Here is a 20,599-nt window from a genome sequence, read left to right as displayed (position 1 = left end):
TAATCGATGTAAGGCCGCCTTGCTGGTACGGCGATACCCTTAATATGTTACTGAATAATATTGAATAGTAGTAATAAGCATAAAGACCATGATTGATACTAAACGGGATATCAGTATCCTTATCGTTGATGACGATCCGCTGGTATTACGCACCATTACGAAAATTCTCGAGGTATCAGATGAGAATTATTTCATTGAAACTGCGACTAATGTTCAAAAACTGCTGGATCTGGTAAGCAAGACCTATTGGGATACGATATTGCTGGACCTGTCAATTCCCCTCCATGACGGTGATAGCGCAGATCCTAAAAACGGGTTACATGCCCTGGATGTCCTTAAAGCTGAATATAACGTGAGCACGCCGATAATCGCCATTACAGGCTATAATGAAGTCGAGCTTTCCGATATCGTTCTTGATAAGGGCGCCTATTATTTCCTGGATAAACCTGTCCGTGCAAAATACCTCTCCGCCATCGTGAAGAATTCAACGCGCTTTCAGATGTCCGGATTTGACGGATTGACAGGAATTCTGAACCGCAAGACATTCGAGGAGCGGCTCAAATCCGAATTCGAGCGTGTCATAAGAAAAAACAGAAATTATGAGAATCAGCCGCAAAACAACAATGGTCCCAAGTCATATCTTTCTATTATTTATCTTGATTGCGATAATTTCAAGGAGATCAATGATACCTACAATCACCTGGTCGGTGATATGGTATTGAAAAAGATATGCAGCGCCTTTATCGATGAAAGTGTGTATCGACCGATAAACGGAAACGGACAGTCTTACAAATTCATTATTCGTCCCTATGACCTTGCGGCACGATTCGGAGGCGACGAATTCTGCATTTTCCTGCCTGAAACTGATCATCTCAGTGTTCTGACCGTTGCTCGTAGGATACGCGATATGCTAAAGAATATCAGTATCGCCGATATAGTCGGAACAGACTATAAGTCAACCGGCCTTAACACTATATCCGTTTCAATGGGCATTGCCACGTATCCTTATCCGAATGATATTACGAATTACGAAGAATTGGTCACTCTTGCCGATTACGCCATGTATGGATCAAAAATAGAGAAAAAAGGCGATATATTCGGATATAACCAGTCAGGTTCCCTGGTAAATTTTGATCTATAACAAAAAAAAGACCTTAGCTAACTGATCAATGCTAGATCCCATGCCTTTTTGAAAATTCTTGACAACCTTTGATGTATTCATGTAGCTATACAGGTGCAGGTACTACACGGATTGATATAATGACAGAAAAAAGTAAAACATTTGTTTCTTTTGATACAGCCCACTGTATGATTCTGTCCTCTGTTACGGAGCTTGGCTTAGAACGAGTTCCATTGAAAGAGGCTTACGGGCGTATCCTTTACCAGGATATTCGTTCTGAAATCAATATTCCTCCTTTTGATAATTCTGCCATGGATGGATTTGCCCTTCACTGGGACGACACCGGTGGCGCACATCCGGATAGTCCCGTGGAATTATTGATATGTGGTGAGATAAAAGCAGGCGTCGAGTTTCATACCATTAAAGTTGAAGGGAATTCAGCTGTCCGCATTATGACCGGAGCACCAATTCCCGATGGCGCTACTGCGGTGGTCCCGGTAGAGCATACCAGGGAAGACGCCACCCGGGGGACTATAGCTGTTTTCGAAGAGATCAAGCAGAATGAAAACATCCGACATGCCGGTGAAGACATCCGGGTTGGACAGGTAGCATTGAATAAAGGCACACAATTAAAGTCGGCTGAAATTGGTTTGCTGGCTTCATTGAATGTAAACGATATTCCTGTGTATCAACAGGCGCGGGTGGCGATCATTTCCACCGGTGATGAAATTGCCGAAGTGGGGGCGGAATTAAGGCCGGGACAGATACGGAATTCCAATGCCTATACGCTTTCTTCGGAAATAAAAAAATATCACTGCATACCTCATTATATCGGGATAGCCAGAGATTCTATATCCTTTACAAAGGAAATGTTCGCAAAAGCCCTCGAGTATGACATGGTTATTTCCACCGGTGGCGTTTCCATGGGCAAGTATGACCTGGTGAAGGACGTGCTTGTTGAGCTTGGTGTGGATATTTCATTTGAGACTATCAGGATGAAGCCGGGGAAGCCCCTCATCTACGGTACCAGGAAAAATACCCTGGTCTTTGGTCTGCCGGGAAATCCGGTATCGACTATGGTATCATTTATTGAATTTGTCCGCCCGGCTCTGTTGAAAATGAGCGGATCAACAAAGCTCAATAAGCCGTTGGTCCATGCTGTGGCAGATAACGATATTGATAAAAGAAGCGGCAGGAAAGAATTTTTCCGAGGTTACTTTACGATCATTGACGGCGTTTTTCATGTATCGACGACGGGCCCTCAGGGATCGGGGATACTCCGTTCGATGAGCGTTGCCAATTGCCTGATCGTGATGAATGAGGAATCGACCGGATGCTCAAAAGGAGACCGGGTGATGATTCAGCTTATCAATCATGAGGAAATTGATTGAGCAAGGGCAAGGGGGTCGTATTAATTTCCGGAGGTCTCGATAGCCTTCTGGCTGCACGGGTACTCATGGACCAGGACCTGGATCTGATGGGTTTTCATGGCGTGCTCCCCTTTGTCGCACCCGATGCACTTCCGGAAAATTTAAAACCCGTTCAACTGGCCTCCCGCATTAACCTGGAGACGCGGGTGCACAGATGCGGTAAGGAATATATTGATATCATCCGCAATCCTGCCCATGGCTACGGTAAGCATGCTAATCCCTGTATTGACTGCCACATCTATTTCATTAAAAAGGCCGCTGAATTAATGCATGAGCTGAAGGCTGATTTTGTCGCAACCGGAGAAGTGGTGGGACAACGCCCCATGTCCCAGATGCGTCACACCATGAATCATATCGAAAAAGAGACAGGTCTGAAGGGACGGCTGCTGCGACCTCTATCCGCGAAATTGCTTAAACCGACAATTCCCGAGGAGGAGGGGATTGTGGACCGCAACCGGCTTCTGGGGATCAACGGCAGGTCCCGTAAAGAGCAGTTTGAGTTGGCCGGCAATTATGCGATCAATGAATATGAATCACCATCCGGCGGGTGTCTTTTTACGGATAAGTTCATATCGCAGAGAGTGAGGGACTTGCTCGAGAAACACAGCGAGGTTGACGCCGTTGATATGTATTTGCTGACGATAGGCAGACATTACCGGATCAGCGATTTGGCCAAGATCATTGTCTCACGAAATGAAAGGGAGAACAACGAGCTTGATAAATACCGGGGCCGAGCGGATTATTTTTTTCTGCCGGCATTCAAGGGGCCGGCGGTACTAGTCAAAGGAATTATTAATGAAACCGAAATTGCAATAATCGGGTCGATCATACGGCGCTATGGAAAGATAGAACTGGATGCGCCCCGCATCGTTGTTTTTAAAAACGATGTCGCGATGACAACGATCTCGGTGTCTGATTCCGCATCAGATGAATTCCTTGAACGGTTGAGAATATGAAGCCATGGCACAGGAAAAAAGTCGTATCGTTTCTCGCATCCACGAGAGGGCTCCTTTTTTCATCCGTTGTGAATAAGATCATCAACAAGGAGATACGGGCCAAATCAGGTTGTGTAATAACTGATAATCCATCAGCCCCGGTTCTTGACAGGGCGAAACAATTGTATGTTCCTGCCTATGTTGTTGATCCGGAGCAGTATTCTTCACGAGAAAGCCATGAGGAAGACATTGTTTCGCTGCTAGATAAGTTCAAAACCGACCTGGTTGTTACCGCGGGATACTTGCGCATGCTGTCAGAATATTTTGTGAAACAGTACCGGAACAGGATTATAAATATTCACCCTTCTCTCCTGCCTTCATTTCCGGGTATTCATAGTCAGAAAAAAGCCCTTGAATACGGTGTTAAAATTACCGGGTGTACCGCACATTTTGTGGACAAGGGTATGGATACCGGACCAATCATAATGCAGGTTCCGGTAATGGTGCATGAACAAGATACCGTTGAAACATTATCAATGAAGATCATGCGAGAGGAATCTGTTGTTATCTCGGAATCAGTGCGCCTGTTCTGTGAAAATAAATTAGATGTTATCGTGAATAAAGTAATCATTCGCGGATAACAGAAGGTTCTGGTTACTGGCGTTGAAACTTCTTTTTTAATCCTTTATCCCGGATCTGATAATATATAGTCAATTCATCAGGGATTTGCTGCCGTTTTACGACAACACCATTTCTCAACGGCATATCAAATTCATCCCGGATTTTAACGATGTCTGTATATCGGCTGTTATTTCTGAGCCGCACATCGACTATGTCTTTCAAAATTTTATGTTTCGCAACTTTTATTGCATCATCCTCTGTTTTATCTGTAACTTTCACCGTATAGGTGTCATCATCGCTCCAGCCTGTGGTAATGGGCGCTGTATTGGTATTTGTCTGTGAGAGTTTATTGCTGGCACACGATATGGTGAGCATTACTATTGCAAGCCAGATCATTTTTTTCATGGTAAGCACCGCCATTACAGAAAAATTTAGAACCAAAATGAAGTGGTAATAGTCTAATATACTAATTAAGAATTACAAGAAGAAAACATTAAAGTGTCTTCCTCTGGGGGGATTTTTGTGAGTATAATCATGGTATAATAATAAATGCATTTTGTGCTATAGGGCGATGTGAAAGGATAAAATGATCAAAAATAGTTGACTTTTTATTTTACATAAGAGGAATTATGGTAGTAAAATCCCCCATAAGGAGCGCCCCGTGTTAATCGAAATTTTTTTTATTTATATTTTTTATCTGATGATTATAGTCCTCGGCAGTTATTATGTGAATTTATACCTGTCCAAGGACAGCTTTACCAAAGAAGAATTGAAAGAAGTCATGCCTTATATGATGAAATTGTGGAACAAGATCAGCAATAACTACTCAATGTCCGTTTTATTGATTAGTCTTTGCGTCGCTTCCCTGATCGGGATAATGCTGGCAATGCTTTCTCAGCACTGGTTCTTGAATTCAGCGATACTATTCGTGGTCATGTTTTTTGTCTTTCCCCTGGCTAAGAAAAATTTCGATAGCGTTATGATAACCACCGGAGGAACTTTTTCTGATACAGCCATGAGTATTTTTGTAAAATATCATTCCATTATTTTAGTCGGATTCGGCACGGGAACGGCTACGGGGCTTATGTATAATTGGGGAGTGTATAAATCCATTAATTTCCTATGGTTTCTCGTTAATATTATCGTGATGACAATTCTTATAGGTATGTGCATCAATGAGATCAACAATCAGTGATAGGTTTTAGTTTCATCCAGGTTCAATGGTATGGAAAAAAGGATGCACTTATCGTGAGTATACCAGTACAATTGATTGTCACCCAAATGAAAAGAATTAGATGAAATTGCAATGATTTTAAGTTGACATTAGCCAGAAATGATAGTATTATGATAATCGTTTAAAAGGTGTAAACAATTTATATTGGTCTGGGACTGCAGGTCTCACATATAGATTTCATGGCATGTCAATCACTGCCAGATTAATTTAATTAAAAATTATTAGGAGGATGGTAGATGAAGAAGTTATTAATATTTGGATTAATACTCACTGCTGGTTTTCTTATCACACTGACATCATGCAGTAGCAAGATCGGGGGAACCGTTGAAGGTCAAACGTATACCACCGAAGGCTGGATCGATGATGACACATTTCAACTCGCGGCCGCCGGTGTTCCGACTAAAACGCTGACCAATGTTGTTCAGAGAAAGGAAGCCTCCAAGAGAGCCGCAATTCTGAATGCGCAGTATCAGATTATTGAAAAATTCAAGGGTTCCTCGGTGGAAGGCGCATCGGGCATGGAAAATTTTGAGATGACCGGCATTGCTGTAGCGCAGGAATTGAAGGCCGTGACAAAGGGCGGCTCTGTGAAAAAAGTAACCTGGGACGATGAGCAAAACTGCGAAATTATTTATGTGGTACATGCCAAGGGCCTGAAGAAAAAAGTATCTGCTGCGAAGTGGGATTGACACTGAAAAGATCAATATAAAAAATAAAAGCCATGATTCGCATCATGGCTTTTTTCATTATATATGATTTCAAGTCCTGGCAGCGTCCTACTCTCCCACACAGTTACCCATGCAGTACCATTGGCGATGAGAGGCTTAACTGCTGTGTTCGGAATGGGAACAGGTGTTTCCCTCTCTCTATAACCACCAGAACTTACCATATGAATTTTATTCGTAAAATTGTCAATGATATTAATTGTATTTTTTTAAATTTTTTTAATAATTTATAATTTATTGTAGAATGGGTGTAAAATAGCATTTCGCTCTTGCAGTTAAAAATCCTGTAGGGATGCTTGCATGAAACTTCACCCTATAACCCTGAAATAAAAGAATCAAATTTGCAATACATTGAATATACAGAAAATGTTAATTACCATAATTCTTTTTAAATTTAAATAAATAATCAATAGCCGTATCTGTGTCTCCTTTAAAAAGGTGACACAGACTGAGGGATATCAGATTATCGCCGTTGCTTTTATTAGTATTCTTCAACGCCTCTATTTTATTATCTATAGTGCCGTATTTGTCTGTCAAGCAGTCAACCGGTATCGATTTGATGAATTCATCAAAGTATGTATAACCATCGGAGTTACGTTTCAGGATTTTAATTTCTCTGGCTGATTCGTCAATGCGTCCAATTATCAATAAAATATTGGATTTTAATTCACGAAGCTTGTTGTTATTTGCATCGATATATAAAATTCGGTTGAGTATTTGCAGGGAACGATCATAGGTCTTTTTATTGTAATATATAATCGCAAGTGCAGTGAGAGAGACCCTGTTGTCAGGGGAAATTTTCAGGACATCCAGGAAATTTGTTTCTGCATCGGCAAGATTGTTCAGCCGGCTATGACAGAGACCCGCTACGAGTTTTGATAAGGCGAATGTATTGTTTAAAGAGGATGAAAGATTCAGATTTTTCAAGGCTTTGGAATAATCATTCATCTTATAGAGGATACAGCCAATATTGAAAAATGTGATGTAATCCTTCCCCAGTGATAGTGCTGCTTCGTAGCATTTCATGGATTCAACAAAATGATTCATCCTGGAGTAGAGGGAGCCAAGATTAACATAGGCAGGACGAAACATGGGGTCAATGGTTATGATGGAAATATACTCTTTTTGGGCATTTTCATAGTCACCCAATTTTTCGTATTGAACCGCATTATTGAATTTTTTATTTGTTGAGATTCCTGTCATGATGAATACGCCGTCTTATATTCCTTATAGAATAATATCGGAGTCAACAATTGGAAGCAATAAATAATTCAAATATCGTGAATTATTAATATGATACTTGTTCATAAGAGTGCTATTAACTTGACAAAGTTAACATTATTATCATATGTGTTACATCGAATATGGTGACAATAAAAATTCATGCAGAGCCGGGCGCACGCGTTCCCGCTTATCAAAGCAAGGGTGCTTCTGGGGCCGATATTTTCGCATTTATTCATGGTTCAGTCGTTCTCCAGCCCGGTGATACAAAACTCATCCCGACCGGCATAACTATGGAGATACCTGAAGGATATGAAGCCCAGATCCGTCCGAGGAGCGGCCTCGCCCTCAATCACGGCATTACCCTGCTCAATACCCCGGGCACGATTGATTCGGATTACCGGGGAGAGATAAAGATCATTGTGACCAATCTCGGGAAAAAAGAATTTTCCATTGAAAACGGCATGAGAATCGCGCAGATGGTTTTCAATAAAACGTATAAAGGCAATTTCATCGTTGACTGTGAATTGAGTGAAACCGACAGGCATGACGGCGGTTTCGGTCATTCAGGAGTATAGGCTCTGTATGCAGGATCATAAGGCCATTAAAATCATCCCTCTGGGAGGACTGGGGGGCATCGGAAAAAACATAACCCTTTTTGAATACAAAAATGAAATAATCATTGTTGACTGCGGCATTATGTTTCCCACCGAGGAAACCCCCGGCATTGATTACATCATTCCTGATTTCAGCTACATCAGGAAGAACAAGGCAAAGGTCAAGGCGATCCTGGTCACGCACGGCCATGAAGATCATATCGGTGCGATACCATACCTCCTTCAGGAAGTTAGTGTCCCTCTCTACGCAACGAAGCTCACCATCGGCCTTATTCAGAGCAGGCTCGAGGAGATCCCGCCGAAAAAGGATCCGGAATTCATAGAAATTATGCCCCGCGATCGATTACTGATCGGTAATTTCATGATTGAGTTTATCAAGGTAAACCATTCCATTATCGGCGGAGTGGGCCTTGCCATTCAGACTGATATCGGCTCCATCATCCATACGGGGGATTTTAAAATAGATTTCTCTCCCGTGGACGGCGACGTCACGGATATATTCAGGTTTGCGGATTATGGCGAAAAAGGGGTCCTCCTGCTCATGTCGGATAGCACCAATGCGGAGAGGGAGGGTTTTACCAAATCTGAATCGGTGCTCATCGAAAAGCTGACCGATATCTTTTCATCGGCCAATGGCCGGATTATCGTGGCTACTTTTGCGTCAAATATACATCGGATACAGCAGGTCATGGATGTGGCCCAGCGCTATAACCGCAAGATCGTCATTTCCGGCCTGACGATGCAGAAGAACGTGGAGATCGCCAATTCCCTCGGATACCTGAGCTACCGGGATGACCTCATCATCGATATTTCGGAGGCCAGCTCCCTGCCGAATAAAAAGCTGGTCATCATTGGCACCGGCAGCCAGGGAGAGCCGATGTCCGCCCTCTACCGGATGGCCTACGGCACGCACAGGCATTTTTTCGCCGAAAAGGGCGATACGGTGATCATCACCGCATCGGTCATTCCCAGCAACGAGAGAATGGTGACGAACGTGGTTAATTCCCTCATGAAGATGGGGGCCGAGGTCTATTACGACCAGGATGACGATATCCATGTGTCGGGCCACGGCTCCTCAAAGGAACTGAAGCTCATGATAGCGGTCACAAAGCCGAAATTCTTCATGCCCATCCACGGCGAGTATCGCCACCTCAAAGCACATGCGGAAATTGCGGAATCACTCAATATCAAGGCATCGCGGATTTTGATCGCTGAAAACGGTGATATCCTAGAGCTATCATCAAAAAACTTTAAAAAAACCGGTTCAATAGATCTTTCCCAGATATATGTCGACGGCAAGGAAATCGGCGACATTGAGAGCAATGTGATCAAGGACCGCCATGTAATGTCCTCAGACGGGATCGTTATTATCGCCATTGTCATTTCGGAAGGGATGCTCATGAGGGAGCCTGATATTTTTTCCAGGGGTTTTCTCGGCACCAAAGAAGAGAAGGTCCTGGAATTGATCCGGAAAGACGCCAACGAGCGGATAAAAAAGCTTCTGGCTGAAGAGGCTTCCGCCAATGACATTTCCACCCACTTAAAAAAAGGGGTGAAAAACTTCATTTTCAAGCTGACCCGCCGGAATCCTCTTATTGTGGTTGAGATTCTGGAAGTTTAAAGCGAAAAATGAGCTGTTTAATGTTTGAAAGTCCTAAGCTATGAGGCCATTTTTCTGCGACCTGCCCCATCCTGACTAAAAAAAAACATCCAAACGACCGAAAATGATATGAGATAGGTTTTACCTGATCGGGGGTATCCGTGCGCCAGGTCTCTGCGGCATTACGGGTTCCCATCACGGTTCGGTTAGGCCTGACAGTCGAAGGAGGATTTGACCGTGTTCTGGAAACGCTATCAGGAAATACTGGGAGCCGTATTGATTGGCATTGCTGTTTTTTTTCTTGTTTCGATCGCAGCATATCATCCTTCCGATTATTCATTTCTGGCTGAACATGGGACAGTAAAGAATATCACCGGGCCAGTGGGAGCATGGATAGGACATATCATACGCTCGCTCTTCGGTGTCGCGTCTTACGGCATTATCGCAGTTCTTATCATACCGGGCATATACCTGATCAAAAGCAGCCTGATCAGCAAAGTTACGGAAAAAACCGGCCTGACGCTTCTCGTCACGATTTCACTTTCATCGGTGGTATCCCTATCCATGGGCAATGTGCCGCAGATGTCGGGCGGTTATCTCGGCACAATGATCGATAGCTTATTCATATCCTTAATAGGTAGATCCGCATCATATATATGCCTGTCAGCGGTGGTTCTCATCTCGGCCCTTCTTCTGATTAGCTTGATCATATCACCCAAGCATGAGCAGTATAGAACCGAGACCCGCCTGTCAGGGATAATGAGGCGGTTACAAGCACGATTCAGAAGAGATTCGGAACGAGATGAAATTCCTAAAATTTCATTTGGTAAACTTAACAGTGTCAAAAAAGATCGGAAATTCCCCTGGATAACAAAAAAAAGGATTATCGTCTACGAGACAGAAAAGGCAGGAGCCCTTTTTGATGTAATGCAATTCAGATCGCTGCCTGATGCACCATGGAACAGTGTCCAGGCATTCGTTTCGGACAATAACAGAAAAGGCGATATTCCCTTACTGGATACGCCTGATAATGATGAAATTTATGGTAAGGATGAAGCAGAAGTTATTCTCCATGAAGATGAATACCGTGTTGATGATGAATTAGCCCATGACAGAGCAGATGAAAATGTAGATGAAGAACCAATTATGGCTTCTGAGGAGACGGAAATAAACGATGGTTCTTCTGTCTCTGAATTATCCTCTGAACAAATCGAGGGAGCTGATTGTGAAGAAGATAATGCCGGTCCTGAGGTGCCTCGGCAAAGGGCAACGCTTCAAGCCATGGATTCGGAAATACGGGAAGACATTGCGGAAAGGGTATTTGACAACATTTCGATCAATGAAGAGTATATCATTCCAACGTCCTATCTCACGTCGTCGAAACCGCTGGACACTGAAAGCTGGAAAAAGGAGATTCACCGGAATTCTGTACTTTTGAAGAATACCCTTGCCGAGTTTGGCATTGAAGCAGATGTGGTTAACGTTAACCGCGGTCCGGTCATAACCCTGTATGAAATGCAGATAGCTCCAGGGATCAAGGTGAACCGGGTCGTTGGTCTGGCCGATGATATCGCCATGGCCCTGGCGGCTCAGCGAGTCCGTATCGTTGCGCCGATTCCGGGAAAATCCGCCATCGGCGTCGAGATTCCCAATCTGTACCGGGAGACGGTCACCCTTGGCGATATAATAAAATCCGATGAATTTAATAATTATGACGGGTCCCTTGTTGTCGCTCTCGGCAAGGACATTCTGGGAAAGCCGGTCATGCTTGATCTCAAGAGATTACCGCACCTTCTGATCGCTGGGACCACCGGGTCGGGGAAATCCGTTTGCGTGAACTCCATCATCACCAGCCTCATCTACAATTATGATCCGAATTACATCCGCTTTATACTCGTTGATCCTAAAATGGTGGAGCTCCAGCTCTATAACGGCCTCCCCCATCTGCTGACGCCGGTCATTGTGGATCCTCAGGTGGCGCCAATGGTGCTCAAGTGGACTATGCATGAAATGGAGCGGCGATATTGCCTCCTTTCGGCATTGAATACCCGCGATATTGAACGGTATAACGAAAAGGTGGCGCGCCTTAAAGACGGCACCGAGCAGCTGCCCTTCATCGTTGCCATTATAGATGAGATGGCCGACCTCATGATGAGTTCCAAGGAGGTCGAGGGTTATATTACCAGGATTGCCCAGAAATCGAGGGCGGTGGGAATTCATCTGGTCGTGGCGACGCAGCGGCCCTCTGTTGATATCATCACCGGCCTCATCAAAGCGAATTTTCCGGCCCGCATCGCCTTTCAGGTGGCCCAGAGAACCGATTCACGAACGATTATCGACCAGAACGGAGCGGAGAAGCTTCTGGGGCGCGGCGACATGCTTTACCAGTCGCCGACAAGCTCATTCCCCATGCGCATCCAGGGGGGATATATCTCAGAGGAGGAGATAGAGAAGATCGCCACGCACCTGTGCAAGCGCGGCAAGCCGTCGTATATCGACATTGAGGAGAGTCTCCTCGAGGAAGAAGAATCAAAGGAACTGGACGAGGCGTCAGACGAGTTGTTCCAGGAAGCTCTGAAAATTATTGAAGAGACCAAAAAAGCATCAGCCTCGTATCTCCAGCGCCGCCTGTCCATAGGGTACAACCGAGCTGCCCGAATCATTGAACAGATGGAGGACATGGGGTACATCGGACCTCAGATCGGAAGCAAACCACGGGAAGTTTTTATTTAGATTTCAGGGATTTTTGTAAAGTACACAAAGCTATTTTATGGCATAGACTTCTATCGTATCAGAAAAAGAAGTGGCCTGTGAATAAATATTATATAAAGTGACAAAAGGGCGGTAGAAGAACGAACGCGGATTGATGACGCGTTCAGGATGTATTCCCGCAGGCCTGATCGAGATTTTTGTAAACCCTATACCAGTAAGAATTTTTTTCACTCCCCTGGGCGAAAAATCAATAAAGTGATCTGACGGATGTGTTTCTATCCATGCGACACGGTTAAAGGTGTAGAGAGGCCCGAAAATTGATGGCACTGAGAAAGCAAAGATTCCGCCCGTATCAAGGGCATTATAGATTTTACGCATCACAGAAAGAGGATCTCCGCAGTGTTCTATAAAATACCAAGCGGTGATAATACTGTAAGGGGACGTCAATGTTACATCATCAAATGATGATCGTGTGACAGGGATATTGAATTGTTTCTCGCAATACCGTGCGGCGTATTCAGAAATTTCTATGCCGGAAACGTCTCTGATGCCCATGTCCCTGGCGCATTGCAGAAAGAAGCCCGCAGCAGAACCGATGTCGAGAAGCGATAGATCCGTGCTGCTAACGTCTCTGCCGGATATAAGCTTCAATATACGGAGAAGACGCTTCTTTGACTGGTTACAGATATTGTGGCGGTCATCAATATAGGTTTTACCGTATTGATTCCGGTATTCATCGAGAAAATAGGTGTCATTGTAGGTTTTAAGAGCATAGGCGGTATTGAATGCAATACCACATTGCGCGCATATAAGCAATTCTTCGCTCATGGGCGTGATTGATGAAGTGGAACATACCGGGCACTTTCTGACATCGCCGGTCATGGGACGGCGCCGCTATATGACGTCTTTTTCTTTCTTTCTTTTTTTTGCTGGCTCAACCACGACATTGAGGCCCTTTATTTTAGCGCCGTCAAAGGAATGGAGCACCAGCTCGGCAAATTGTTCAGGGATCTCAAAGAAGGAATAGGTCGTGTGGATGTCGATCTTGCCGATCGATTTACCATCAATGCCTGATTTCTTGACGATCTCCCTGATGAGGTCGCCGGTGCTGATATTATGGTTTTTCCCGATATTGATGAAGAGCCGCGCCCGTCCATCCTTGATGTCTTCAAAAACGATCTGGCCGGCTTCGGCCTTCTGATAAAGCTTTTCCTTTGGAATTTCAATTCCGGAAATATCGCCGAGATATTCCTTAAGCACCGCCGCTGCTATTCTTTTTGCTCCATTGAAGAGAGGAAGCTCTTTTTTAAGGCGTTTTACAAGAAGTTCATATTCGTCAAGATTTTCGTTGTAGGCGACATCAAGCACTCTCTTTATTTTTTTTAAATGGTTCATACCGGTCCTCGCACAAATTCATTTCGATTTGGTGGAATATTGCTGCACATGTGTGACAATGTAACGTACAACTTAAAAAATTGGCTAAAAATAGCAAGTAATTTTCTTTGTATACCAGGAAGGTTATACCTTGCACCGGTATCCGACATTCCGAACAGTCTCTATGATTGAATTGAACTCATCGCCGAGCTTTCCCCGCAATCTCCGTATATGGACATCGACGGTCCTGGTGCCTCCGATATATTCGACGCCCCATATTTTGCTCAGGAGGTCCTTGCGGGAAAAGACCTCGCCCTTATTTGATACAAGAAGGCGAAGGAGCTCAAATTCCTTGTATGTTAAATCGAGCTTTTCATTTTCCATGTATACGCTGTATTCTTTAAAGTTAATGATGAGCCTTCCGATTGCTACCGTGTCATCATCGATGCCCTTTTGCCAGAGGATTCTGTTGATCCGCGCATAGAGCTCTTCTTTCTTGAATGGAAATAAGATAAAATCGTCAAAGAACCAGTCCATATGCAATTCAGCAATGGATTTGTCTTTTAATATCAGCAATACCGGTTTATCCTGAATTTTTTTTCTGATTTTGGACAACAGAAATTGGATGGAATCGATGGAGCCGAAAATATCAAAATCGGTTAGAAGAATGGAAAAGTCGTCACGCTTGATCGATTCAATGGACCTGAATAACTCTATGGATGGATAATAAGATGCAATAACGCCCTGTATTTCCTGATTATCCGATAATAATGCGATTTGATTTTTCATTGTATTTTCGTAGCATTATATAAAAATAGGTATAAAATTCAAGATTTTTATCCATTATCAGGACTATTCTTGAAAAAAGTTGTATGAACTTATAAACTGAGGTTTCTTAACTGTCTCTGTTTTGAGATTTAATGAAAAAAAATGTTATTGAATAAATTATTGTCATTCTGACTTTAATGTTTATGGGTCCCTCATTGAATATTTTATTTTATAAATGGGATGTTACCAGTCCGCTAATGACAATTCCATGAATATTACTGCAATGTATAGGATACAGGTTTTTTCCCGATGAAGATATTATTCCTAAACTATGAATTTACCCCGATCGGCGGAGGGGCAAGCCCTGTTTGTCTTGAGATCGCCAGGGGATATGTGGAGCATGGCCACGAGGTGGATGTGGTCACCATGAGCTACAAGGACCTCCCCGCTTTCGAGATTATCGATGGCATCAATGTATTCCGTGTCAAATCATGGCGGTCTAAAATAGAGATTTGCCATCCCTGGGAGCAGTTGACCTATCTCCTTTCGGCCTGGTTCTTCCTGTTGAGACGCCTTCGGAAGGTCAGGTATGATATTAATCATACTCATTTCATCATACCCACAGGGGTCCTGGCGCTCTGGGCTAAAAAGAGATTTAACATTCCCTATGTGCTCACGTCTCACGGGAGCGATGTGCTGGGTCACAATAATCGATTTGCCATGCTCTATCCGTTTTTGGGAATACCCTGGAAGACAATCATCAAGCATGCGAAGTGCGTGACTGCTCCCTCGGATTATCTCATTGAAAAAATAAAAGAGATCACCCGGGATGGAACCTTTGTAACCGTAGTCAATGGTCTTGATTTAAAGAGGTTTAAGCCCCTGAAGAAGGACAAAACGATTCTTATTGTCACACGGCTCTTTTTCAACAAGGGCGTTCAGGATATCCTTGAGGCCCTGAAGGGATTGGACCTGGGCGATTGGAAGGTTGAGATCGTCGGGGACGGCCCCTATCGAGAGGATCTCAAGGAGAAGGCGCGCGTCGATGGCTTGAGCCGGACCGTTAAATTCCTGGGATGGATCGACAACGACAGCCCTGAAATGAAGAACGTATATGGCAAGGCGTCGATTTTCATATCAGCCAGTTACTTTGAGAGCTTTGGCTTGACGGTCCTCGAGGCAGTCAGCGCCGGATGCTATCCACTGGTATCGGATATAGGCGGGCATCGTTTTATCCTGAAAGAAGATAAGTATTTTTTTGAGAAACAAAACGTGGTGGATCTCAGGGCCAAGCTGCGGCACCTGATCAGCCATAAGGTTTCAGCGCCTAAAATATCGCTGGAACGGTTCGACTGGGACCATGTAATCCAGGACTATATTTCTCTCCTGCGACAATGATATGGAATTATACGTCACCATTGACACTGAGCCGGATTGCGATATTTCATGGAGGCGCTCGTCGCCTCTGACCTTCACATCCGTCACGGAGGGAATTCCTGCCCTGTTGCGGCCCCTCTGGGATCTCCATTCCATCAAGCCGATCTATTTTGTCTCACCGGAAGTGGTTCGCGACGATGCCTGCTGCCGGGTGCTTTCATCGGAAATCGCAAAGGGAGCGATAATCGGCACGCACCTTCATTCGGAATACATTGAACCCAATGTAACGATCCAAGATCCGGCCGGTAAGGTATCGGCCGAATTTCCCTGCTTTGCCCATGATACGAACACAGAACATGCCAAAATAAAAAACCTGACCGAATTAATTGAGAAGAGGCTTTCAGTTCGTCCAATCTGGTACCGGGCGGCGCGCTATGGAGCAGACCTTGACACAATACGGATACTCCATGACCTGGGGTATCGCTACGACAGCTCGGTTACGCCTGGCATCGACTGGTCAGGGATCGGCGGCCCTGATCACAGCCGTGCTCCCCTGCAGCCCTATTGGATCAGCAGTGGCGACTTGTATGCGGCCGCTGATAAAAGCATGAGTGCCGGCATTATGGAATATCCGGTGACGGTGTTTGGAAAAAGGTTCGGCATCATGGGAAGGTTTTTACCCGATAACTGGCTCTTTTACAACTGGCTCAGGCCCACCCACATGACCGTGTGGGAGCAGAAAAGGGTAATCAAGGAAATGACCAGACTCTATGGAAATCCAGTACTGGTTCTTCTTTTTCATTCAATGGAAATCATGATCAATAAGACCCCCTTTGTCCGGAACAGGCTGATGCAGAAAAGATTTTTAAAAAATCTTGAAAAAGTTATATCTCTGTCATAACAAAACATATCATACTGATGTATGATGCAGCCCATGAGAACGTTAGCAAAATTCATTATCCAGCGTATCCGAGTATCCCTGGGGATAAAGATAACCCTTTATTTTGTCATATTCGGAATTGTCATCGGATACGTGACCTTTATTCTCTATACCATAGGCTCCACTCAAAGAGAAATCGATATGGCCTATGAAACCGCTGTGCCGATATTCAAGGAAATAACCGGCACCAAGGGTGAGGACTTTATTTTTGAGCTGATAAACAAGAGGAATGATGATCTGACAAGGTTATACAATCTCGTCCTGAAAACATCATTTTCGACATTCGGGACAATCAAGCCCACTATCTACTATCACGATCGCCGGGGACATTCATGGAAAAGAATATACAGCGACGCCAATTCTGTTTTCAGGGAAGAGCCGGCGCCCTCCTCTGAAGTGCATCATTTGAACAGAACCCTCAAGGAGAGAATATTCCATTCCTCGCGCCTCTTTTTCGGGCAGAGCGATCGTGTTTCCATAATGTTTCTCCTGCCTCTTCGGAAAGCGAAGTACGCTTATGTCGTGAACCTGGAAATGAACCGGGAAGGGTTGGCATCCTTCATCAAAAAGAATGTGCATCGGATTGTCATCTTTGCATCTCTGCTGCTCGTGATATCCATTGTTCTCGGGAAAATCTTTGCCTACCGCATCGCCAGGCCGATAAAGATGCTTTCGGAGGTGGCGCGGGACCGCGCTGCCGGCGTTACGGGACGCCAGTTCACCATGGACAGGAGTGATGAGATAGGCGTTCTCTCTGAATCATTGAATACCATGACTCACAAGATTGACGGCCATGTCCGGGAAATCGAACATCGCATGAAGACCATGGAAACCATGAATAAGATTGACAAGGCCGTTCTTTCATCGATTTCAAGGAGCGATCTGCTGGAGAGGGTCATTGGTCTGGTGTCATCCCTCTTTAACAGCAGTTCCATAGCAATGGCGCTGTACAATGATGAAAAGAAAGGCTTCGACCTGCTTTCGCGCTATCAGGACCCTGTGGAGGGGCTTCTGGCGGAAAAACCTTTCGTGCCTTTTAACAGCATTGACCGGAAGGAAATGGAGCGAATAAGGCAATTCAGTCTTCAGGATGAAGGATCGCAATACCGCGAGGTCATGGAAGGGCTCCTGGGCAGTAAACGAGGAACCGGGATCAATGTCCCGGTTTACATGGAGGAACAGTACCTTGGCTCCCTGGTGCTGGCAAGAGATGAACAGAATGGCTTTTCACCGCGTGAGATGGAATCCATTACCATGCTGGCAGACCAGGTGGGGATCGCGCTCCAGAGCATCAGGGCCTTTGAGGAGAAGGAACAGCTCCTGGTGGGAATCCTTCTGGCCCTCACGCGCTCGATAGACGCGAAGTCAAAATGGACAGCGGGTCACAGCGAACGGGTCGCCACCTATTCGGAAAAGATCGCGTACCGGCTGAGCATGCCCGAAGAGATCGTGCGGACAGTCACCTTTTCGGCGATTCTCCATGATATCGGCAAGATTGCCGTTTCCGAACTCATCCTTGACAAGCCGGGGAAGCTCACCGCCGAGGAATATGCCGTCATCAAGGAGCATCCCGGCATAGGGGCCCGGATCATAGGGGATATTCCATCGTATAATAAAATAGTGCCGGGGATTCTGTATCACCATGAGCACTGGGACGGAGGGGGTTATCCGGAGAGCCGCCGAGGCGACGAAATACCCCTTGAGAGCAGGATAATTACCGTGGCCGATGTCTGGGACGCCATCTCCGCTGACAGGCCCTACCGGAAGGGATTACAGCGGGATGATGCAACCGGCTTCATGAAATCAAATGGCGGAATTCTTTTTGATCCTTCTATTGTCAATGTTTTCATGGATATTATCAGGGAAGAATAGTGAGATAGTATGGCGGAATTTAACGTAGTATCACGATTCAAGCCCTCCGGGGACCAGGAAAGGGCGATCAATGACCTTATCGCGGGTATCCGCAAGGGCGAGAAATTTCAGACCCTTCTCGGCGTCACCGGATCGGGAAAGACCTTCACCATGGCCAAGGTCATTGAAGAGGTCAGGATGCCGACCCTGGTGCTGACCCACAATAAGACTCTGGCGGCGCAGCTCTACAGGGAATTCTCAGAATTTTTTCCTGACAATGCCGTGGAATATTTCGTTTCGTACTACGACTATTATCAGCCTGAGGCCTATGTTGTGTCGTCGGATCTCTATATCGAAAAGGACGCTTCCATAAATGACGAGATTGACCGGCTGAGGCTTAAGGCCACCTCGTCGATCCTTGAACGGAATGACGTCATAGTGGTTTCTTCGGTATCGTGCATTTATGGATTGGGCACTCCCGAGGATTTTGACCGGTCCCACATACGAATTCATACCGGAGATGAAATGGAGCGGGACAACCTGCTCAGGCGGCTGGTATCGATCTATTATGACCGTAATAACATATCCTTCATCAGGGGCACCTTCCGGGCCCGCGGCGACGTTGTGGAGATATTCCCTGCCTATCTGCAGAGGGAGGCGTACCGGATCGAATTTTTCGGCGACCAGATAGAAAGTATATCCCGGATCAATCCGGTCACCGGGGCTGTCATTGGAAAAGTAAAGGAATGCTATATCTATCCGGCCAAGCATTTCGTGTCATCCATGGATGAAATGAAAGAAACGATCAGCCTCATAGAGGAAGAGCTCCAGTCCCGCCTGGCGGTGCTTACAAAACTGAACAAGCTCGTCGAGGCGCAGCGGCTGGAAAGCAGGACCAGGTATGACATGGAGATGCTCGCTGAGATGGGATATTGCAGCGGGATCGAGAATTATTCGCGCATCATCTCCCGCCGCAAGGCCGGGGAGCGGCCTTCGTGCCTCCTCGATTATTTCAGGGGCAACTACCTGATGTTCATCGATGAATCCCATGTGACCGTGCCGCAGGTGCGGGGTATGTACGAGGGAGACCGGGCGCGCAAGACGAACCTGGTCGAATTCGGTTTCAGGCTCCCTTCGGCCCTTGATAACAGGCCCCTCTATTTCGAGGAGTTCGAGAAGATGATAAACCAGGTGGTGTTCGTATCCGCCACTCCGGCTGAATATGAGCTCGAAAAAAGCGGAAACGTCGTTGAGCAGGTAATACGGCCCACTGGTCTCGTCGATCCGGTGATCGAGGTCAGGCCGGCGAAAACCCAGGTGGACGACCTGATCGGCGAGATCAATACGCGCGCCGGACGGCACGAGAGGGTGCTGGTGACTACGCTCACGAAAAAGATGGCCGAGGACCTCACCAGATATTTCGAGGAAGTGGGGATCAGGGCGAAGTATCTCCATTCGGAAATCAATACCATTGAGCGCGTTGAGATCATCAGGGACCTCCGCATCGGCTTGTTCGATTGCCTGGTGGGAATCAACCTTCTTCGCGAAGGGCTGGACCTGCCTGAGGTTTCGCTGGTCGCGATCCTCGACGCTGACAAGGAAGGATTCCTCCGCTCGACGCGCTCCCTCATTCAGACCGCCGGCCGCGCGGCGAGAAACATAAACGGCACGGTGCTACTCTATGCTGATACCATGACTGATTCAATGCGCCGGACCATCGATGAAACGAATCGTCGGAGGACGATCCAGGAACATTACAACCGGGAGCACAACATAACACCGGAGAGCATCACCAAGGATATCGTTGATATCATAGAGCGCGAGTACCATGATGAAAGCCGCTACGCGGATATGGTCGCCGAATACGGAGCGGCCTACCAGAGCAACAATGTAAAGAAACTGAAAGAGGCGCTGGATTCCATTCGTGATGAAATGCTCAAGGCGGCGGATGATCTCGAATTCGAAAAAGCCGCGGTATTACGCGACCAGATGCTCGATATTGAAAAGAAAATAGAGCTCCTTGAGAAGACTGAAGCATAATCGGATCGTATTGTAATGATTTTTCATGAATAGT

The 20,599-nt window shown here is 45.6% G+C and carries 18 protein-coding genes and 1 rRNA gene; 13 read left to right on the top strand and 6 right to left on the bottom strand.

Annotated features, from left to right (window positions below; genetic code table 11):
- Positions 1-88 precede the first annotated feature (88 nt).
- The 4 genes from KA369_02460 (at position 89) to KA369_02445 (ending at position 4,126) form a co-directional block, all read left to right on the top strand.
- A complete protein-coding gene (locus KA369_02460) occupies positions 89-1,141 on the top strand; it encodes a diguanylate cyclase (protein MBP7734813.1) in 1,053 nt (350 codons plus the stop codon).
- Between the two features lie 119 nt (positions 1,142-1,260).
- The gene (locus KA369_02455; GenBank protein ID MBP7734812.1) at positions 1,261-2,511 is read left to right on the top strand and encodes a molybdopterin molybdotransferase MoeA; all 1,251 of its coding nucleotides are present in this window, start codon (positions 1,261-1,263) and stop codon (positions 2,509-2,511) included.
- Positions 2,508-3,506, top strand: coding sequence for a hypothetical protein (locus tag KA369_02450; protein MBP7734811.1), 999 nt, complete (start codon positions 2,508-2,510; stop codon positions 3,504-3,506). Before KA369_02455 ends, KA369_02450 begins: the two co-directional genes overlap by 4 nt.
- Positions 3,503-4,126 (top strand): phosphoribosylglycinamide formyltransferase, encoded by a 624-nt coding sequence (locus tag KA369_02445; protein ID MBP7734810.1) that lies wholly within the window; start codon positions 3,503-3,505, stop codon positions 4,124-4,126. Before KA369_02450 ends, KA369_02445 begins: the two co-directional genes overlap by 4 nt.
- A 13-nt stretch (positions 4,127-4,139) precedes the next feature.
- On the opposite strand, the gene KA369_02440 is transcribed toward KA369_02445, so the two are convergent.
- The gene (locus KA369_02440; protein ID MBP7734809.1) at positions 4,140-4,511 is read right to left on the bottom strand and encodes a hypothetical protein; all 372 of its coding nucleotides are present in this window, start codon (positions 4,509-4,511) and stop codon (positions 4,140-4,142) included.
- Between the two features lie 256 nt (positions 4,512-4,767).
- Here KA369_02440 and KA369_02435 point away from each other — a divergent pair, with 256 nt between their 5' ends.
- Both KA369_02435 and KA369_02430 read left to right on the top strand, forming a co-directional pair.
- A complete protein-coding gene (locus KA369_02435) occupies positions 4,768-5,301 on the top strand; it encodes a hypothetical protein (GenBank protein MBP7734808.1) in 534 nt (177 codons plus the stop codon).
- Between the two features lie 275 nt (positions 5,302-5,576).
- Positions 5,577-6,029, top strand: a complete 453-nt coding sequence (locus KA369_02430) for a hypothetical protein (protein MBP7734807.1) — start codon at positions 5,577-5,579, stop codon at positions 6,027-6,029.
- 74 nt (positions 6,030-6,103) lie between these two features.
- Here the strand turns inward: KA369_02430 and rrf are convergent.
- Positions 6,104-6,220: ribosomal RNA gene (gene rrf / locus KA369_02425) — 5S ribosomal RNA — on the bottom strand.
- Positions 6,221-6,434: 214 nt separating this feature from the next.
- Positions 6,435-7,268 carry a tetratricopeptide repeat protein gene (locus KA369_02420; protein ID MBP7734806.1) on the bottom strand — a complete coding sequence of 278 codons (834 nt, stop codon included), beginning with the start codon at positions 7,266-7,268 and terminating at the stop codon, positions 6,435-6,437.
- Positions 7,269-7,429: 161 nt separating this feature from the next.
- Between KA369_02420 and dut the strand changes: the two genes are divergently transcribed.
- The 3 genes from dut to KA369_02405 all read left to right on the top strand — a co-directional run bounded on the left by dut (position 7,430) and on the right by KA369_02405 (position 12,236).
- Positions 7,430-7,864 carry a dUTP diphosphatase gene (dut, locus tag KA369_02415; protein MBP7734805.1) on the top strand — a complete coding sequence of 145 codons (435 nt, stop codon included), beginning with the start codon at positions 7,430-7,432 and terminating at the stop codon, positions 7,862-7,864.
- A gap of 7 nt (positions 7,865-7,871) precedes the next feature.
- Positions 7,872-9,524, top strand: coding sequence for a ribonuclease J (locus KA369_02410; GenBank protein MBP7734804.1), 1,653 nt, complete (start codon positions 7,872-7,874; stop codon positions 9,522-9,524).
- Between the two features lie 216 nt (positions 9,525-9,740).
- A complete protein-coding gene (locus KA369_02405) occupies positions 9,741-12,236 on the top strand; it encodes a DNA translocase FtsK 4TM domain-containing protein (protein MBP7734803.1) in 2,496 nt (831 codons plus the stop codon).
- A 30-nt stretch (positions 12,237-12,266) separates the two neighbouring features.
- Here the strand turns inward: KA369_02405 and KA369_02400 are convergent, their stop codons facing one another.
- The 3 genes from KA369_02400 to KA369_02390 form a co-directional block, all read right to left on the bottom strand.
- Positions 12,267-13,097 (bottom strand): class I SAM-dependent methyltransferase, encoded by an 831-nt coding sequence (locus KA369_02400; GenBank protein MBP7734802.1) that lies wholly within the window; start codon positions 13,095-13,097, stop codon positions 12,267-12,269.
- A 12-nt stretch (positions 13,098-13,109) separates the two neighbouring features.
- On the bottom strand, positions 13,110-13,610 hold the full coding sequence (locus KA369_02395; protein MBP7734801.1) for a DbpA RNA binding domain-containing protein: 501 nt from the start codon (positions 13,608-13,610) through the stop codon (positions 13,110-13,112).
- Positions 13,611-13,733: 123 nt separating this feature from the next.
- Positions 13,734-14,378, bottom strand: a complete 645-nt coding sequence (locus KA369_02390) for a response regulator transcription factor (GenBank protein MBP7734800.1) — start codon at positions 14,376-14,378, stop codon at positions 13,734-13,736.
- Between the two features lie 288 nt (positions 14,379-14,666).
- Between KA369_02390 and KA369_02385 the strand changes: the two genes are divergently transcribed.
- From KA369_02385 to uvrB, 4 genes are read left to right on the top strand one after another with little or no spacing between them, the layout of a single operon-like run.
- Positions 14,667-15,755, top strand: coding sequence for a glycosyltransferase family 4 protein (locus KA369_02385; protein ID MBP7734799.1), 1,089 nt, complete (start codon positions 14,667-14,669; stop codon positions 15,753-15,755).
- A 1-nt stretch (position 15,756) separates the two neighbouring features.
- A complete protein-coding gene (locus KA369_02380; protein ID MBP7734798.1) occupies positions 15,757-16,635 on the top strand; it encodes a hypothetical protein in 879 nt (292 codons plus the stop codon).
- A 33-nt stretch (positions 16,636-16,668) separates the two neighbouring features.
- Positions 16,669-18,546, top strand: coding sequence for an HD domain-containing protein (locus KA369_02375; protein MBP7734797.1), 1,878 nt, complete (start codon positions 16,669-16,671; stop codon positions 18,544-18,546).
- A 9-nt stretch (positions 18,547-18,555) separates the two neighbouring features.
- Complete coding sequence (gene uvrB / locus KA369_02370) at positions 18,556-20,565, top strand: excinuclease ABC subunit UvrB (GenBank protein ID MBP7734796.1); 2,010 nt, start codon at positions 18,556-18,558, stop codon at positions 20,563-20,565.
- Positions 20,566-20,599 lie beyond the last annotated feature (34 nt).

It is taken from the genome of Spirochaetota bacterium, from assembly GCA_017999915.1.
In the GTDB taxonomy this organism is placed as follows: domain Bacteria; phylum Spirochaetota; class UBA4802; order UBA4802; family UBA5550; genus RBG-16-49-21.
This window is presented reverse-complemented; position numbering and strand designations above follow the sequence as displayed.

What these genes read in the sequence shown, in the direction of transcription:
- KA369_02460 (MBP7734813.1), top strand. Translation starts at nt 89, where the DNA reads ATGATTGATACTAAACGGGATATCAGTATCCTTATCGTTGATGACGAT.
- KA369_02455 (MBP7734812.1), top strand. Translation starts at nt 1,261, where the DNA reads ATGACAGAAAAAAGTAAAACATTTGTTTCTTTTGATACAGCCCACTGT.
- KA369_02445 (MBP7734810.1), top strand. Translation starts at nt 3,503, where the DNA reads ATGAAGCCATGGCACAGGAAAAAAGTCGTATCGTTTCTCGCATCCACG.
- KA369_02440 (MBP7734809.1), bottom strand. Translation starts at nt 4,511, where the DNA reads ATGAAAAAAATGATCTGGCTTGCAATAGTAATGCTCACCATATCGTGT.
- KA369_02430 (MBP7734807.1), top strand. Translation starts at nt 5,577, where the DNA reads ATGAAGAAGTTATTAATATTTGGATTAATACTCACTGCTGGTTTTCTT.
- KA369_02420 (MBP7734806.1), bottom strand. Translation starts at nt 7,268, where the DNA reads ATGACAGGAATCTCAACAAATAAAAAATTCAATAATGCGGTTCAATAC.
- dut (MBP7734805.1), top strand. Translation starts at nt 7,430, where the DNA reads ATGGTGACAATAAAAATTCATGCAGAGCCGGGCGCACGCGTTCCCGCT.
- KA369_02410 (MBP7734804.1), top strand. Translation starts at nt 7,872, where the DNA reads ATGCAGGATCATAAGGCCATTAAAATCATCCCTCTGGGAGGACTGGGG.
- KA369_02400 (MBP7734802.1), bottom strand. Translation starts at nt 13,097, where the DNA reads ATGACCGGCGATGTCAGAAAGTGCCCGGTATGTTCCACTTCATCAATC.
- KA369_02395 (MBP7734801.1), bottom strand. Translation starts at nt 13,610, where the DNA reads ATGAACCATTTAAAAAAAATAAAGAGAGTGCTTGATGTCGCCTACAAC.
- KA369_02390 (MBP7734800.1), bottom strand. Translation starts at nt 14,378, where the DNA reads ATGAAAAATCAAATCGCATTATTATCGGATAATCAGGAAATACAGGGC.
- KA369_02385 (MBP7734799.1), top strand. Translation starts at nt 14,667, where the DNA reads ATGAAGATATTATTCCTAAACTATGAATTTACCCCGATCGGCGGAGGG.
- KA369_02380 (MBP7734798.1), top strand. Translation starts at nt 15,757, where the DNA reads ATGGAATTATACGTCACCATTGACACTGAGCCGGATTGCGATATTTCA.
- KA369_02375 (MBP7734797.1), top strand. Translation starts at nt 16,669, where the DNA reads ATGAGAACGTTAGCAAAATTCATTATCCAGCGTATCCGAGTATCCCTG.
- uvrB (MBP7734796.1), top strand. Translation starts at nt 18,556, where the DNA reads ATGGCGGAATTTAACGTAGTATCACGATTCAAGCCCTCCGGGGACCAG.